The 14,317-nt window shown below is 66.4% G+C and carries 12 protein-coding genes and 4 tRNA genes; 9 read left to right on the forward strand and 7 right to left on the reverse strand.

Features of this window, described 5'->3' with window-relative positions; genetic code table 11:
* Positions 1-180 precede the first annotated feature (180 nt).
* The 7 genes from lexA to ACOZHM_RS18505 all read left to right on the forward strand — a co-directional run bounded on the left by lexA (position 181) and on the right by ACOZHM_RS18505 (position 8,358).
* Positions 181-831 carry a transcriptional repressor LexA gene (gene lexA / locus ACOZHM_RS18475; RefSeq protein ID WP_421570761.1) on the forward strand — a complete coding sequence of 217 codons (651 nt, stop codon included), beginning with the start codon at positions 181-183 and terminating at the stop codon, positions 829-831.
* 202 nt (positions 832-1,033) lie between these two features.
* Positions 1,034-2,077 (forward strand): recombinase RecA, encoded by a 1,044-nt coding sequence (recA, locus tag ACOZHM_RS18480; RefSeq protein WP_421570823.1) that lies wholly within the window; start codon positions 1,034-1,036, stop codon positions 2,075-2,077.
* 112 nt (positions 2,078-2,189) lie between these two features.
* Complete coding sequence (gene recX / locus ACOZHM_RS18485; RefSeq protein ID WP_421570762.1) at positions 2,190-2,681, forward strand: recombination regulator RecX; 492 nt, start codon at positions 2,190-2,192, stop codon at positions 2,679-2,681.
* A gap of 132 nt (positions 2,682-2,813) precedes the next feature.
* A complete protein-coding gene (gene alaS, locus ACOZHM_RS18490; protein WP_421570763.1) occupies positions 2,814-5,462 on the forward strand; it encodes an alanine--tRNA ligase in 2,649 nt (882 codons plus the stop codon).
* A gap of 141 nt (positions 5,463-5,603) precedes the next feature.
* On the forward strand, positions 5,604-5,807 hold the full coding sequence (gene csrA, locus ACOZHM_RS18495; protein ID WP_019183311.1) for a carbon storage regulator CsrA: 204 nt from the start codon (positions 5,604-5,606) through the stop codon (positions 5,805-5,807).
* 81 nt (positions 5,808-5,888) lie between these two features.
* Positions 5,889-5,981 (forward strand) — tRNA-Ser (locus ACOZHM_RS18500).
* Positions 5,982-6,201: 220 nt separating this feature from the next.
* Positions 6,202-8,358 carry a TonB-dependent siderophore receptor gene (locus ACOZHM_RS18505; protein ID WP_421570764.1) on the forward strand — a complete coding sequence of 719 codons (2,157 nt, stop codon included), beginning with the start codon at positions 6,202-6,204 and terminating at the stop codon, positions 8,356-8,358.
* Between the two features lie 55 nt (positions 8,359-8,413).
* Here the strand turns inward: ACOZHM_RS18505 and ACOZHM_RS18510 are convergent, their stop codons facing one another.
* Positions 8,414-9,115: a pirin family protein gene (locus ACOZHM_RS18510; RefSeq protein WP_421570765.1), complete on the reverse strand. Its 702-nt coding sequence runs from the start codon at positions 9,113-9,115 to the stop codon at positions 8,414-8,416.
* 141 nt (positions 9,116-9,256) lie between these two features.
* Between ACOZHM_RS18510 and ACOZHM_RS18515 the strand changes: the two genes are divergently transcribed.
* Together ACOZHM_RS18515 and ACOZHM_RS18520 are read left to right on the forward strand one after the other, a co-directional pair.
* Positions 9,257-10,180: a LysR family transcriptional regulator gene (locus tag ACOZHM_RS18515; protein ID WP_421570766.1), complete on the forward strand. Its 924-nt coding sequence runs from the start codon at positions 9,257-9,259 to the stop codon at positions 10,178-10,180.
* Between the two features lie 113 nt (positions 10,181-10,293).
* The gene (locus ACOZHM_RS18520; RefSeq protein WP_421570767.1) at positions 10,294-11,442 is read left to right on the forward strand and encodes an alpha/beta fold hydrolase; all 1,149 of its coding nucleotides are present in this window, start codon (positions 10,294-10,296) and stop codon (positions 11,440-11,442) included.
* Positions 11,443-11,570: 128 nt separating this feature from the next.
* Here ACOZHM_RS18520 and ACOZHM_RS18525 read toward each other — a convergent pair.
* The 6 genes from ACOZHM_RS18525 to ACOZHM_RS18550 all read right to left on the reverse strand — a co-directional run bounded on the left by ACOZHM_RS18525 (position 11,571) and on the right by ACOZHM_RS18550 (position 14,314).
* Positions 11,571-11,647, reverse strand: a tRNA-Arg gene (locus tag ACOZHM_RS18525).
* A gap of 32 nt (positions 11,648-11,679) precedes the next feature.
* Positions 11,680-11,756: transfer RNA gene (locus tag ACOZHM_RS18530), tRNA-Arg, on the reverse strand.
* Between the two features lie 56 nt (positions 11,757-11,812).
* Positions 11,813-11,889, reverse strand: a tRNA-Arg gene (locus ACOZHM_RS18535).
* 61 nt (positions 11,890-11,950) lie between these two features.
* Positions 11,951-12,790, reverse strand: a complete 840-nt coding sequence (locus tag ACOZHM_RS18540) for an alpha/beta fold hydrolase (protein WP_421570768.1) — start codon at positions 12,788-12,790, stop codon at positions 11,951-11,953.
* On the reverse strand, positions 12,787-13,596 hold the full coding sequence (gene thiD / locus ACOZHM_RS18545) for a bifunctional hydroxymethylpyrimidine kinase/phosphomethylpyrimidine kinase (protein ID WP_421570769.1): 810 nt from the start codon (positions 13,594-13,596) through the stop codon (positions 12,787-12,789). Before thiD ends, ACOZHM_RS18540 begins: the two co-directional genes overlap by 4 nt.
* A gap of 46 nt (positions 13,597-13,642) precedes the next feature.
* Positions 13,643-14,314: a YoaK family protein gene (locus tag ACOZHM_RS18550; RefSeq protein WP_421570770.1), complete on the reverse strand. Its 672-nt coding sequence runs from the start codon at positions 14,312-14,314 to the stop codon at positions 13,643-13,645.
* Positions 14,315-14,317 lie beyond the last annotated feature (3 nt).

Raw genomic sequence — 14,317 nt, forward strand, 5'->3', positions numbered from 1 at the left:
GGGGGCTTTTTGTTTTGCTATTTGGTTTGTTTGGGCGGGGCTGCGGGGGGCGGCCGGGCAGAGCCCGGCGCTACGCATTGCTATGGGCCTTCGTTTGGATCCGGATACCGCGGCGCTGTCTTCGCTTTTTTCTGTCTGGGCACTTGTGGAGGTCGGGTGTTAGTAGTAATACTACTAACCATGGACCTTACCGACACCCAGCAGGCGATCCTGCAGTTGATCGCCGAGCGTATCGAGACCGACGGCGCACCGCCGTCGCAGACGGAAATCGCCCGTGCCTTTGGCTTCAAGGGCGTCCGGGCCGCGCAGTACCACCTGGAAGCGCTGGAGCAGGCCGGGGCGATCCGTCGCATTCCCGGCCAGGCCCGCGGCATCCGGCTGGTGCAGGTGCCGCCGCTGCAGGACGGCCTGCCGGCCTCGCTGGCGGTGCCTGCGCTGCCCGACCACGTGCTGCGCCTGCCGGTGCTGGGCCGGGTCGCGGCCGGTCTCCCGATCGGCGCGGACATCGGCTCGGACGACTTCGTGGTCCTGGACCGGGTGTTCTTCTCGCCCGCGCCGGACTACCTGCTCAAGGTCCAGGGCGACTCGATGATCGACGAGGGCATCTTCGACGGCGACCTGATCGGCGTCCATCGCACCCGCGACGCCCGCTCCGGCCAGATCGTGGTGGCGCGCATCGATGACGAGATCACCGTCAAGCTGCTGAAGATGGGCAAGGACCGCATCCGCCTGCTGCCGCGCAACCCCGATTACAAGCCGATTGAAGTTCTCCCGGATCAGGACTTCGCCATCGAAGGCCTCTATTGCGGTCTGCTGCGCCCGAACCGCTGATCCGCACACCGCTCGATATGCACGGTCTTTTGTGGCGAATCTCTGGTTCCGCTGAGGTTGGTACGGATGTCCGATAATTTTTTTCCGAACGCCGGGCAGAATCTCAGCCTGTGCGATACGCCAGCCTTAAAGTGAACCCATGGCCAAGAAGACTTCCAAAGACAGCACCTCCACCGACACGACCTCTGCAAGGACCCATCCGATGGACGAGAACAAGAAGCGTGCCCTCACCGCCGCGCTGAGCCAGATCGAAAAGCAGTTCGGCAAGGGCGCCGTGATGCGCATGGGCGACCGCGTCGTCGAAGCGGTCGAGGTCATCCCCACCGGGTCGCTGATGCTGGATATCGCGCTCGGCATCGGTGGCCTGCCCAAGGGGCGTGTCGTTGAGATCTACGGGCCGGAATCCTCCGGCAAGACCACCCTGACCCTGCAGGCCATCGCCGAATGCCAGAAGAAGGGCGGCACCGCCGCCTTCATCGACGCCGAGCATGCCCTGGACCCGATCTACGCCGCCAAGCTGGGCGTGAACGTCGATGACCTGCTGTTGTCGCAGCCGGACACCGGTGAGCAGGCGCTGGAAATCGCCGACATGCTGGTGCGCTCCAGTTCGGTGGACATCGTGGTGATCGACTCGGTCGCCGCCCTGACCCCCAAGGCGGAAATCGAAGGCGAAATGGGCGACCAGCTGCCGGGCCTGCAGGCCCGTCTGATGAGCCAGGCGCTGCGCAAGTTGACCGGCAACATCAAGCGGTCCAATACCCTGGTGGTGTTCATCAACCAGTTGCGCATGAAGATCGGCGTGATGATGCCGGGCCAGAGCCCGGAAGTGACCACCGGCGGCAACGCGCTGAAGTTCTACGCCTCGGTCCGTCTGGACATCCGCCGTATCGGCGCGATCAAGAAGGGCGACGAGATCATCGGCAACCAGACCAAGATCAAGGTCGTCAAGAACAAGCTGGCGCCCCCGTTCAAGCAGGTCATCACCGAGATCCTGTATGGCGAAGGCATCAGCCGCGAAGGCGAACTGATCGACATGGGCGTGGAAGCCAAGCTGGTCGAGAAGGCCGGCGCCTGGTACAGCTACGGCGAAGAGCGCATCGGCCAGGGCAAGGACAACGCCCGCGGCTACCTGCGCGACAACCCGCAGATCGCCCAGCGCCTGGAAGCCGAGCTGCGCGAGAAGTTCCAGCCGGCCGAAGCCGTCCGTGAGGGTGGTGAGGACGACGGCGAAGACGACGCCGAGTAAGTTTCCTGCGGGGCAGGGCAGCGCCGTCAGTGACGCTCGCTCTGTCCCGCGGTTTCCGTATTCCCCCGACGGGGGGGAGCGCCAGGGACGGCGCATCTGATTGAAGGTTGCCATGCAGGATTCCGACGCCCCGGCACCCCGCCGCAAACGCCGTGTCAGTGAACAGACCCCCGTCCAGCGGGCGCTGGGTCTGCTGGTGCGCCGCGAACATTCACGCAAGGAGCTGACCCGCAAGCTCCAGGCCCGCGGGATCGAAACCGAAGCCGCCGTGGCCGCGGTGGACAAGCTCCGCGAGGCCGGCTGGCAGGACGACACCCGGTTTGCCGAGAATCTGGTCCGTATCCGCGCCAACACCGGGTATGGGCCGATCCACATCCGCGCCGAACTGGGCACCCACGGGCTGGACAGCGAGCAGATCGCCGCGGCCATGGACACCTTTGAGGGCGACTGGACCGAGAACGCGCGGGACCTGGTCTGCCGCCGGTTTGGTGAGGCGGGCCCGCAGGAGCTGGCCCAGCGCCGCAAGGCGGCCGATCTGCTGGCCCGGCGGGGCTTCGACGGCGACAGCATCCGCCGGGCGACCCGATTCGATCCGGAAGAGTAAGGAAGGGCACGGGCGGGATGTCCGTAAGGCCCGGGCCTGATACCCTTTGTGGTTTCGGCGGTCCTGCAATCGACACCCGGCCATTGGGGCTGCGTGCGAGGGACTGACCGGCCCGCAGACAGCCAGCCCCCCATGACCGAATCCGCCACCTTCACCACCTCCCAGATCCGCAGCGACTTCCTTGAGTTCTTCAAGGGCAAGGGCCACACCATCGTGCCGTCGGCACCGCTGGTGCCGGGCAATGATCCGACCCTGTTGTTCACCAATTCCGGCATGGTGCAGTTCAAGGACGTGTTCCTTGGCGCCGAGAAGCGCAGCTACGTGCGCGCTGCCGACGTCCAGCGCTGCCTGCGCGCCGGCGGCAAGCACAACGACCTGGACCAGGTCGGCTACACCGCGCGCCACCACACCTTCTTCGAAATGCTGGGCAACTGGTCGTTCGGCGACTACTTCAAGAAGGACGCCATCGCCTGGGCATGGGAGCTGCTGACCCAGGTCTGGAAGCTGCCGGCCGACCGCCTGCTGGTCACCGTCTACCAGACCGATGACGAGGCCTACGCGCTGTGGCGCGACATGGTGGGCATTCCGGAAGAGCGCATTGTGCGCATCGGCGACAACAAGGGCGCGCCGTTTGCGTCGGACAACTTCTGGCAGATGGCCGACACCGGTCCTTGCGGCCCGTGCACCGAGATCTTCTACGACCATGGCGCGCATATCGCCGGTGGCCCCCCGGGCTCGCCGGACGAAGATGGTGACCGCTACATCGAAATCTGGAACCTGGTGTTCATGCAGTTCGACCGCCAGCCCGACGGCACCCTGGTGCCGCTGCCGGCGCCGTGCGTGGACACGGGCATGGGCCTGGAGCGCCTCGCGGCGATCCTGCAGCACGTGCACACCAACTATGAAATCGACCTGTTCCAGGCGCTGATCCGCAAGGCCAGCGAACTGACCGGCATGGCCGACCTGGAGAACAAGTCGCTGCGCGTGATCGCCGATCACATCCGCGCGTGCTCGTTCCTGGTCGTCGATGGCGTGCTGCCGTCCAACGAAGGTCGCGGCTACGTGCTGCGCCGTATCATCCGCCGCGCCCTGCGCCATGGCTGGATGCTGGGCGTTCGCCAGCCGTTCTTCAGCAAGCTGGTGCCGACCCTGGTCGAGCAGATGGGCGAAGCCTATCCGGACCTGCCGGCCCAGGCCGACATCGTCGTGCGTGCGCTGCAGGCCGAAGAAGAGCGTTTCGCGCAGACGCTCGATTCGGGCATGAAGATCTTCGACGACGTCGCCGCCCAGGTGACCAACGGGATCATCCCGGGCGTGGATGCATTCCGCCTGTACGACACCTACGGCTTCCCGCTGGACCTCACCCAGGACATCGCGCGCGAGCGCGACCTGGTCGTGGACATCGACGGCTTCGATGCGGCGATGAAGAAGCAGCGTGACGACGGCCGCAAGGCAGGCAAGGGCGGTGCAGGCGTGGTCCTGTCCGCCGAGCTGGTCGCCACGCTCAAGCCGACTGTCTTCCTGGGCTATGACCGGCTGCAGGCCGACGGCCTGACCGTGGTGGCCCTGCTCAAGGACGGCCGCCCAGTGGACAGCGCGCAGGCCGGCGACGACGTCATCGTGCTCACCGACCAGACCCCGTTCTATGCCGAATCCGGTGGCCAGGTTGGCGATACCGGCACGCTCGCCGGCAATGGCGTGCAGCTGCAGATCAGCGATACCCAGAAATTCGCCGGCCAGTACCACGGCCACGTCGGCCAGATCGCCAGCGGCAGCCTGAAGGTCGGGGACGTGCTCAGCGGCCAGGTCGACGGCGACCGTCGCGGCGCCACCATCCTCAACCACTCGGCCACCCATCTGCTGCACGCCGCGTTGCGCGAAGTGCTGGGCACCCATGTGCATCAGAAGGGGTCGCTGGTTGCGCCCGACCGCCTGCGATTCGACTTCTCGCATTTCGAGCCGATCAGTGCGGCGGATCTTGCCGTGATCGAGCGCAAGGTCAACGAACAGGTGCGCATCAACAACGCCGTCGAAGTGCGCAACATGGCCATGCAGGAAGCGCTGGACTTCGGCGCGATGGCGCTGTTCGGCGAGAAGTACGGCGAGAACGTGCGCGTGCTGAAGATGGGCGATTACTCCACCGAACTGTGTGGCGGTACGCACGTGAGCCGCACCGGCGACATCGGTCTGTTCAAGATCACCTCCGAAGGCGGCGTGTCCTCCGGCGTGCGCCGCATCGAAGCGGTCACCGGACAGGGTGCGCTGGACTACGTGGCCCAAGAAGAAGCGCAGCTCACCGAAGCGGCCGCGCTGCTCGGCGGCAGCGCCGCCGATGTGGTCGAGAAGATCCGCCAGCTCGGCGAACGGCAGAAGAAGCTGGAACGCGAACTGGACCAACTGAAGGCCAAGCAGGCCGCCGGCGCGACCTCGGACCTGGGCGGCAGCGCAGTTGAGGTCAAGGGCGTCAAGATTCTCGCTGCACGCCTGGAAGGCTTCGATGCCAAGGCGCTGCGTGACGCAATCGACCGCCTCAAGCAGCAGCTGGGTGACGCCGTGATCGTGTTGGCGGGCACCCAGGACGGCAAGGCCGCCCTGGTCGCCGGCGTGAACGGCAGCGCAATGGGCAAGGTCAAGGCGGGGGAACTGTTGTCCCACATCGCCAGTCAGATCGGAGGCAAGGGCGGCGGCCGCCCGGACCTCGCCCAGGGTGGTGGTGAGGACGGGCCCGCCCTTGCTTCTGCACTGGCCGCCGTCGTGGACTGGGTCACCCCGCGTATCTGAACGCCTGAATCCTCCTGCTCCTTGATGGGGCGGGAGGGCTGACGGTACTATGGCTAATCTTTCCCCTTTGTCGTGTGGCGTTCCTTGGCTGGACGCCGAGCCGGTGGGGAAAATCCACCGGTTCCCTGGAGACTTGAAAAAATGTTGATCCTGACTCGCCGTGTTGGCGAAACCCTGATGATCGGTGACTCGGTCAGCGTGACCGTGCTCGGCGTCAAGGGCAACCAGGTGCGTATTGGTATCACCGCTCCGAAGGATGTGGCCGTGCACCGCGAAGAGATTTACCAGCGTATCCAGCGAGGCGACGAGCCGAATGCATCCGGAAGTGAAAATTCTTCCGATTAAGGCTTTACCTCGGGGTGCGAAAAACGTTATTCTTCGCGCCCCCGCTGAGAAGAAACACCGCAGCGGCGGAAGACGAATACTGGAGCGGTGCCCGAGTGGCTGAAGGGGCTCCCCTGCTAAGGGAGTATAGGGCTTAAAACTCTATCGAGGGTTCGAATCCCTCCCGCTCCGCCAGTAACAAGAAGAGGCCTTCGTACGAAAGTACGAAGGCCTTTTTCTTTGCGTCATCGGCGTGCCGCCGGCAACTTCCGGTTCGGCCGAAGATGCGCGATGATGGCGCCCATTCCCTGCCTCCAGCCGCCGCCAGAGGATTCCCGTCCTGTCTGGAGGCGTTGCCGTGTCCGTTGCTTCACTTCGTGTTGTTCCAACGCGTTCATCCGTTCGTATCGCGGCGATGCCGCACGCTCCGCTGATGAAGGCGGTCGCCGGTGTACTGGCCCTGATCGTCTCCACGGGCGCCGCGCACGCCCAGTCAGCCGCGGCTGATGCCGCGCGTGCGCAGGGTGAGGCGAAGACGCTGCAGACCGTGCAGGTCTCGGCCAATCAGCTGGGCACCGTCACCGAAGGAAGTGGCTCCTACACGCCCGGCACGATCGCCACCGCCACCCGGCTGGTGCTCACCCCGCGGCAGACGCCGCAGTCGATCAGCGTGATCACGCGCCAGCAGATGGATGACTTTGCCCTCAACGGCATCGACGACATCATGAAGGTCACCCCCGGGGTGAGCATCGTTACCTACGACAGCGAGCGCACCGAGTACTACGCGCGCGGCTTCGCGGTGCAGAACTTCCAGTACGACGGCATTCCGATGGCGCGTGATTCGTCGTACTCGGCGGGCAACACGCTCAGCGACACGGCCATCTACGACCGGGTGGAGGTGCTCAAGGGCGCGACCGGACTGCTGACCGGCATGGGCGATCCCGGTGCGACCATCAACCTGGTGCGCAAGAAGCCTACGCGCGCGCTGGCCGGCAGTGCCACGCTGGGCGCCGGGTCATGGGACAGCTATCGCGCGGAAGTCGATGTGGGCGGACCGCTGACCGACAGCGGTCGCGTTCGCGGCCGGGCCGTGGCGGCCTATCAGGACAAGCATTCCAACGTCGACCATTACCAGCGCAGCAACCAGGTGTTCTACGGCATCCTCGAGGCGGACATCGGCGACAGCACCCTGCTCACCGTCGGCGCCGATTACCAGGACAGCGATCCGCAGGGCTCCAGCTGGGGTGGCATCCCGCTGCTGGACAGCACCGGCAACTTCAACCGCATGCCGCGCTCGTTCAACAACGGCGCCCGCTGGAGTCGCTGGGGCCAGTACAGCCGTACCGGTTTTGCCACCCTGGAGCACACCTTCGGCAACGACTGGGTGGCCAAGCTGCAGCTCAACCACCAGGTCAACGGCTATGACGCGTCGCTTGGCGCGGCCGCAGGCGGCAATCCGGATCCGGTGACCGGCGAAGGCGTGAGCATGTGGCTGGGGCAGTACATCGGCAAGACCACCAGCAATGCCGCCGATCTGTACGTGAGCGGTGCGTTCGAATGGTTCGGTCGCGAGCACGAACTGGTGGTGGGTGGCAGCGTGTCGCGCAAGCGCTGGATCAACAACGGCTACTCGCCGCAGCCGGGCTATGTGGGCGATGTGGCCGACTACCGCGCATGGACCGGCGACGTTCCCGAGCCGGACTGGCAGTGGGGCTTCGGCGACAACCAGGTCACCCGTGAGAGCGGTGCCTATGTCGTGGGCCGCTTCAACCTGGCCGATCCGCTCAAATTGATTCTCGGCAGCCGCATCGCCAATTACCGATCGCCCGATACGGATGAGAGTGGCGTGGTCGTGCCGTACGCCGGCCTGGTGTACGACCTCGGTCGCACGGTGTCGGTATACGCCAGCTACAGCACCATCTTCAAACCGCAGGGCTACCAGAACGAGCAGGGCCGCGTGCTGGATCCGCTGGAAGGGCGCAGCTACGAAGCCGGCCTGAAGGCGGGGTTCTTCGACGACCGCCTCAACGCCAGTGCTGCGGTGTTCCAGTTGGAGCAGGACAACTACGCCGAGCCCAGTGGCGGGCTGACGCCGAGTGGTGGAATCGCGTATCGCGGCCTGATGGGCGTGCGTACGAAGGGCTACGAGCTGGAACTGTCCGGCCAGCTGGCACCCGGTTGGCAGGTGCAGGGCGGCTATGCGCACAAAGTGGCCCGGCAGCAGTCCACCAAGGTGTCCACGCTGGAGCCGGAAGACCAGTTCAGCCTGCACAGCAGCTATCGCCTGACCGGGCCGTTGCAGGGCTGGAGCGTGGGCGGCGGTGCGCGGTGGCAGGGCAGCACCTTCGGCACGATCACCAACCCCGCCAACGGCGGTAGCCTGGTCCATCGCACCGAGCCGTACTGGCTGCTGGATGCGATGGCGCGCTATGAATTCAATGATCGCCTTGCCGCCTCGGTGAACGTCAACAACCTGCTCGACAAGCACTACTACACGATCTTCAGCTGGTACAGCACCTACACATGGGGCGAGCCGCGCAACGTGCGGCTGAACGTGACCTACCGGTTCTGAGTCGCAGGCACCGGTCACCCCGCCAGGCGGGGTGACCGGTTTGCCGCATCACGGCTTACAGCGGCAGGTCGAACACCAGCACTTCGGCATCGCTGGCGTTCTCCAGCGTGAGCTGGGCTTCGTCACGGACCTGCAGCGCATCGCCGGTCTCCAGCGTGATGCCGTTGACCTGCAGCTGGCCACGCGCCACCTGCACATAGGCGCCACGCTGCGGCGCCAGGGCCAGGTGCACGCGCTCTTCGCCGTCCAGGAGGGTGGCGTAGATGTTGGTGTCCTGGTGGATCAGCAGCGACCCGTCGCGGCCATCCTTCGAGGCGATCAGGCGCAGCTGGCCGCGCTTGGCCTCCGGCGCGAAGTGGGTTTCCTGGTAGCTCGGGGGGATGTTCTCGGTGTCCGGGAACAGCCAGATCTGCAGGAAGTGCACGGTCTCGTCGGGCGAGTGGTTGAACTCGCTGTGGCTGACCCCGCTGCCGGCGCTCATGCGCTGCACATCGCCGTAGCGCAGCACCGAGCCGGTGCCCATCGAGTCCTTGTGCTCCAGCGCGCCGCCGAGCACGTAGGAGATGATCTCCATGTTGCTGTGGCTGTGGGTGCCGAAGCCCTGGCCGCCGACGACCTTGTCTTCGTTGATCACGCGCAACGGGCCGAAGCTGGTATAGCGCGGGTCGTAGTAATTGGCGAAGGAGAAGGTGTGCTGGGAGTTCAGCCAGCCATGGTTGGCCTGGCCGCGGGTGGCGCTCTTGCGGATCTGCAGCATGATGTTCTCCTCAGGGTGTTCGATGGTTTCGATGGCGGTCCGGGGAGGTGTTTGCTGCCCCTTTCCTGTTGGCGCCAGTATCCGCTTGCACCGTCGGCTTGAAAAACGGATAGTTTTGCAAGCCATCATCGAAAAATTCGAATGCTTAAGCTCAGTCTCGACGCACTGCAGATCCTGGATGCGATCGACCGCCGCGGCTCCTTCGCCTCGGCCGGCAAGGAGCTGCACAAGGTGCCTTCGACCATCTCCTACACCGTCTCCAAGCTGGAGCAGGACCTGGGCGTGCAGCTGTTCGACCGGATCGGGCCCCGGGCGCACCTGACCGAGGCGGGCGTGGCGCTGCTGGACGAGGGCCGGCACCTGCTGCGCGCCGCCCGCGAGCTGGAGATGCGGGTGCGGCGGGTGGCCTCGGGCTGGGAGGCGGAGCTGACCGTGGCGGTCGATTCACTGTTCCAGCCGGCGCTGCTGGCCGAGGACGTGCGTGCGTTCGGCGGTGTGGCCGAACAGACCCGTGTGCGGCTGATCAGCGAGGCGTTGTCCGGTACCTGGGAGGCGCTGCTGGACCGGCGCGCCGACCTGCTGGTGGGGGCGGCGGGCGAGGGCCCCAGTGGCGGGGGCTACGTGGTGGAGCCGATGGGAGTGGTGCGCTTCGTGTTCGCGGTGGCGCCGGGCCATCCACTGGCGGCGGCGAAGGCGCCGTTGGGGCGCGAGCAGCTGGCGGCGCATTGCGCGATTGCCGTGGCCGATTCCGCGCGGCGGCTGCTGCCGCGTACGGTCGGGCTGCTGATGGGGCAGGAGACGGTCACCGTGCCCGATACGGTGAGCAAGTTCCGGCTGCAATGCGCCGGGCTGGGCTTCGGGTTCCTGCCCGAGCCGTATGTGCAGGCCGCCGTGGCCCAGGGCCGGCTGGTGGTCAGGCAGGTGGAGGAGCCCAAGCCGGACGAGACCCTGTGGTTGGCCTGGCGGACGGGCGAGGAGGGGGCGGCATTGCGCTGGTGGCGGGAGCGGATGCGGCGGGAGGGGGTGATGGCGGGGTGGTGGGAGACGATGGAGGGGTGGTTGTAACGTTCGGGATAAATGAACAATGGCTGGGCTGTCATCGATCGGTCATGTGGTTGCGGTAGAGCGCCCCGGGCGCGATGGTTAATCTGCGCGGCTCAATGTGAACCTCTGCGCCCATGAAACGCCTGCTGCTGTTGCTGCTGGCCGGGGCCGGCCTGTGGCTGGCCGCGTGCTCATCGCTCAATTCCTCCGCTGCCTCCACCTCGCTCAGCGACCGCCTGGTCGCGCCCGTTGGCGTGTCCACGCTGCTCGATACCGCGCGTATTGCCGAGGCGGTGGCGGCGGTGCCCAATCGCCACGGTTTCGTGACCGGGCGCGCCGGCGTGCCGCTGTTCTGGCGGGCGTTCGATCCTGGTCGCTACGGGCTGCACTACCAGTATCTGGCCCAGCAGCATGACAACGGCGAGCCGTTGAACACCGGCCTGAAGCTGGCCTTGCCGCAGCCGTTCCAGGCGCAGGCCCCGCGCGGCACCGTGGTGCTGCTGCACGGCTGGATGATGAACGGCGATGCGATGCTGCCGTGGTCGCTGCAGCTGGCCGAATCGGGCTATCGGGTGATCACCATCGACCTGCGCAACCACGGGCATTCCGGTGCGGGACCGTCGGGCTATGGCACGTTCGAATCCGACGACGTGATCGATGTGATCGATGCGTTGCAGCGCCGTGGCGAGGTGGTCGGTCCGCTGTATCTGTTCGGCGTGTCCTACGGTGCGGCCACGGCGCTGTTCACCGCCGACAAGCTCGGCGACCGCGTCACCGGCGTGGTGGCGATGGAATCGTTCGCCAATGCGGGCGACGCCATCCGCAGCATGATTCCGCACCTGATGTCGCTGCAGCCCACCGCGTGGAAGGCGCAGGCCATGGCGACCTACGGGCGGTGGCGCTACGGCGGGCAGAACATCGATGCGGTGATTGCCGCCGCCAGCCAGCGCCTGGACCTGGATCTGAATGACGTGGACGTAACCCGCGCCGTTGCCGACACGCGTGCCTGCATGCTGCTGCTGCATGGCCAGAACGATGCGCACGTGCGGGTGGAGCAGGGGCGTGCATTGGCCGCCGCCAGTCCGCGCGTGCATTACATCGAAATGCGCGGCGAAGACCACATCACCCTGCCGCTGCGCTTGGACCTGCTGAGTGGCGTGGTGGATGACTGGCTGGCGCACGATGACCATGCGGGTGGCCGCTGCCCCGCGCCGGAAGTGCCGCAGGAAGCGGATCGCAGGGCAATGGCCGCGGTGCAGCCGCGGGTCCCCGCACGCGGGTAGTGCCACCCCATGGGTGGCATCGCGGTGCAGGAACGAAGGGCAGCCACCCATGGGGTGGCTCTACATCGCCGGGGAACATCAGAAACAAAAAAGGCAGCCAGTGGCTGCCTTTCTTCTCATCGATGCAATGGTGCGCCCGGAGAGATTCGAACTCCCGACCGCCTGGTTCGTAGCCAGGTACTCTATCCAACTGAGCTACGGGCGCGCTTGCATTGTCTGGTTGTTGCCGAGATGTAATGGTGCGCCCGGAGAGATTCGAACTCCCGACCGCCTGGTTCGTAGCCAGGTACTCTATCCAACTGAGCTACGGGCGCATTTACATCACGTTGTTTTACGACTACCGGCAGAGGCGAAACTGCTGGCCTGTTGATGGTGCGCCCGGAGAGATTCGAACTCCCGACCGCCTGGTTCGTAGCCAGGTACTCTATCCAACTGAGCTACGGGCGCGTCAACAGGAGCGGAATTATGCGGATCGACGCCGCATCCGTCAACGCCTTTGTGAAGAACTTCATTCAAATGAATGAAAAAGCGCCTTCGCCACGGCCTCCGGCGACTTCATCCAGGCGAAGTGATCGGCCCGCGCTCCTAGTGCCGATGCCGTCAGCACCGACAGTGTGGCATCCACCTGCGGCAGCTTGGCCAGCAGACCCTGCATCGAGCCGGTGGGGGCGAACCAATCCTCCGCCATGACCACCGCGCTGGCGTGGCCCTGCAGCCCGCGCATGCTGCCTTCCAGGTCCTGGGCCATGCCGATGGCCGCGTAGTGGTTGTTCAGGCCCACCTTTGCCCAGTCGCGGATCAATCCACGCGCCTCGGTACCGCCGAAGCCCACCCGGCGCCCATGCAGCACGCCCTGGCGCTGAGCCAGCCACGGCAGGAAGCGGTAGAACAACGGCAGTGCCCAGCCGCGTGGGGCGGGGAAGGCGCGCCAATACGGCGTGCCGGTGGCCACCAGCCAGAAGCGTTCGAACACCCCCGGGTGCAGGCCGGCGAACATGCAGGCCAGCTGGCCGCCCAGGCTGTGCCCGCCGATGATCAGCGGCGCGTTGCCGTGCAGGCGCAGCGCCCGGAGGCTGGCCGGCAGGTCGCATTCGAGGATCTCGCGGTAGCCCCAGTCCTGCTGCCGCGACGGGCGCAGGCTGCTGCTGCCATTGCCGCGCCATTCGTGCAGGAACACGGCAATGCCGCGCGCGGCCAATGCATCGGCGAAGGGCTGGTAGTTGCGCGCGGACACCCCTAGGGCCGGCAGCCACAGCAGGTGCGCGCGCGGTTGCACCGGCACGCGTGCGATCAGTTCGAAACGGTGGCCATCGTCGGTCGCGACGGGTATCGCCAGGGCGCGCGTCATGCCGACCACGCCGCGCCGAAGTGGTCGAGCACCAGCACGTCGCTGCGGCCGGGTGCGTAGCCGCTCTGCAGGCCGCGCGCGACGTAGTCGATCGCCGCCTCGCAGGCGTTGGGCAGCGACAGCCCGCAGCACAGCTGCGCGGCAATTGCCGAGGCCAGCGTGCAGCCGGTGCCGTGTGCGTCCACCGGCAGCCGTGCGTGGATGAATTCCTCGCTGCTGACGCCATCGAAGTAGCGGTCGATCACCCGCGTGCCTTCGGCCATGTGGCCGCCCTTGAGCAGCACCGCGCCGGCGCCCAGGTCGAGCAGTGCGGCGGCGGCGTCTTCGGCGTCGTCGGCATTCTGGATGCGCCGGCCCAGCAGCAGTTCCGCTTCCGGGGTATTGGGCGTGAGCAGCGTGGCCAGCGGCAGCAGGCGCGTGCGCAGCGCGTGCAACGCGCTGTCTTCCAGCAGCCGGGCGCCACTGGTGGCGACCATCACCGGGTCCAGCACCACATGGGGAGGACGGTATTTTTCCAGCGCGTCGGCCACCAGCGCGATCACCTCGGCGTTGGCCAGCATGCCCAGCTTCACGGCGTGGATGTCGAAGTCGGCGAAGCAGGCGTCGATCTGCGCCTGCAGGAACTCCAGCGGGGGCACATGCACGGCGGTGACGCCGCGGGTGTTCTGCGCGGTGAGGGCGGCAATCGCCGACAGCCCGTGCACGCGATGCGCGGCGAAGGCTTTCAGGTCGGCCTGGATGCCGGCACCACCGCCGGAATCGGAACCGGCAATGGTGAGGGCGGAGACGGGCGTGGATGGGCTCATGTGGCGATTGTGCAGTGTTTGCGGCGGTGGTGCGCCGGGGGCGTTCTCAGCGCCGGTGCAGCAGCCGCCATTGGGCGTAGAGCACGTAGCCCAGCCCGGTGCCGCCGGTCAGTACTGCAGGTGCCAGCAGGGCGTTGTAGCCGAAGCGCACGAACAGCCACGCGCCGAGGATGCCGCCGGCCAGGAAGCCGCTCACGATCAGGCCGCTTAGCGTCAGGCGCCGGATCGGCAGCGGCAGGCCGCGCAGCAGGTGGCCCAGTCCGATGCCCAGATCGGTGAACATCCCGCTGAGATGGGTGGTGCGCACCACCGCGCCACTGAACGTGGTGGCCATCGCGTTCTGTAGGCCGCAGGCCATCGCGGCGGCCAGCGCACCCCAGATCTGGTGTTGCTTGAACAGCGGTATGGCGGCCAGCAGCAGGAGCGATTCCAGGGTCAGTACCACCCCGTAGCGACGACCCAGCTGCAGAGCGCTGTCCTGCACGATCATCCCGCTCAGCATGGCGCCCAGGCAGAACGCGATCAGCAGGCCCCACAGGTGGCCGACCACCCGCCAGTCGCCCTGCGCCAGGGCCATGCCAAGCTGGCTGGTGGTGCCGGTCATGTGGCTGACCGCCTGGTGCTCGAAGCCCAGGAAGCCGACCACGTTGACCATCCCGGCCACGCAGGACAAGGCGATCGCGCCGATCCACACCCAGGTGGGCAGCCGGATGTTCATCGG

The sequence above is a fragment of the Stenotrophomonas sp. PD6 genome (assembly GCF_049199305.1).
Lineage (GTDB): Bacteria > Pseudomonadota > Gammaproteobacteria > Xanthomonadales > Xanthomonadaceae > Stenotrophomonas.

Bases quoted from the DNA above. Each gene is read 5' to 3' on its own strand.
- lexA (WP_421570761.1), top strand. From the start codon at position 181: ATGGACCTTACCGACACCCAGCAGGCGATCCTGCAGTTGATCGCCGAG.
- recA (WP_421570823.1), top strand. From the start codon at position 1,034: ATGGACGAGAACAAGAAGCGTGCCCTCACCGCCGCGCTGAGCCAGATC.
- recX (WP_421570762.1), top strand. From the start codon at position 2,190: ATGCAGGATTCCGACGCCCCGGCACCCCGCCGCAAACGCCGTGTCAGT.
- alaS (WP_421570763.1), top strand. From the start codon at position 2,814: ATGACCGAATCCGCCACCTTCACCACCTCCCAGATCCGCAGCGACTTC.
- csrA (WP_019183311.1), top strand. From the start codon at position 5,604: ATGTTGATCCTGACTCGCCGTGTTGGCGAAACCCTGATGATCGGTGAC.
- ACOZHM_RS18505 (WP_421570764.1), top strand. From the start codon at position 6,202: ATGCCGCACGCTCCGCTGATGAAGGCGGTCGCCGGTGTACTGGCCCTG.
- ACOZHM_RS18510 (WP_421570765.1), bottom strand. From the start codon at position 9,115: ATGCTGCAGATCCGCAAGAGCGCCACCCGCGGCCAGGCCAACCATGGC.
- ACOZHM_RS18515 (WP_421570766.1), top strand. From the start codon at position 9,257: ATGCTTAAGCTCAGTCTCGACGCACTGCAGATCCTGGATGCGATCGAC.
- ACOZHM_RS18520 (WP_421570767.1), top strand. From the start codon at position 10,294: ATGAAACGCCTGCTGCTGTTGCTGCTGGCCGGGGCCGGCCTGTGGCTG.
- ACOZHM_RS18540 (WP_421570768.1), bottom strand. From the start codon at position 12,790: ATGACGCGCGCCCTGGCGATACCCGTCGCGACCGACGATGGCCACCGT.
- thiD (WP_421570769.1), bottom strand. From the start codon at position 13,596: ATGAGCCCATCCACGCCCGTCTCCGCCCTCACCATTGCCGGTTCCGAT.
- ACOZHM_RS18550 (WP_421570770.1), bottom strand. From the start codon at position 14,314: ATGAACATCCGGCTGCCCACCTGGGTGTGGATCGGCGCGATCGCCTTG.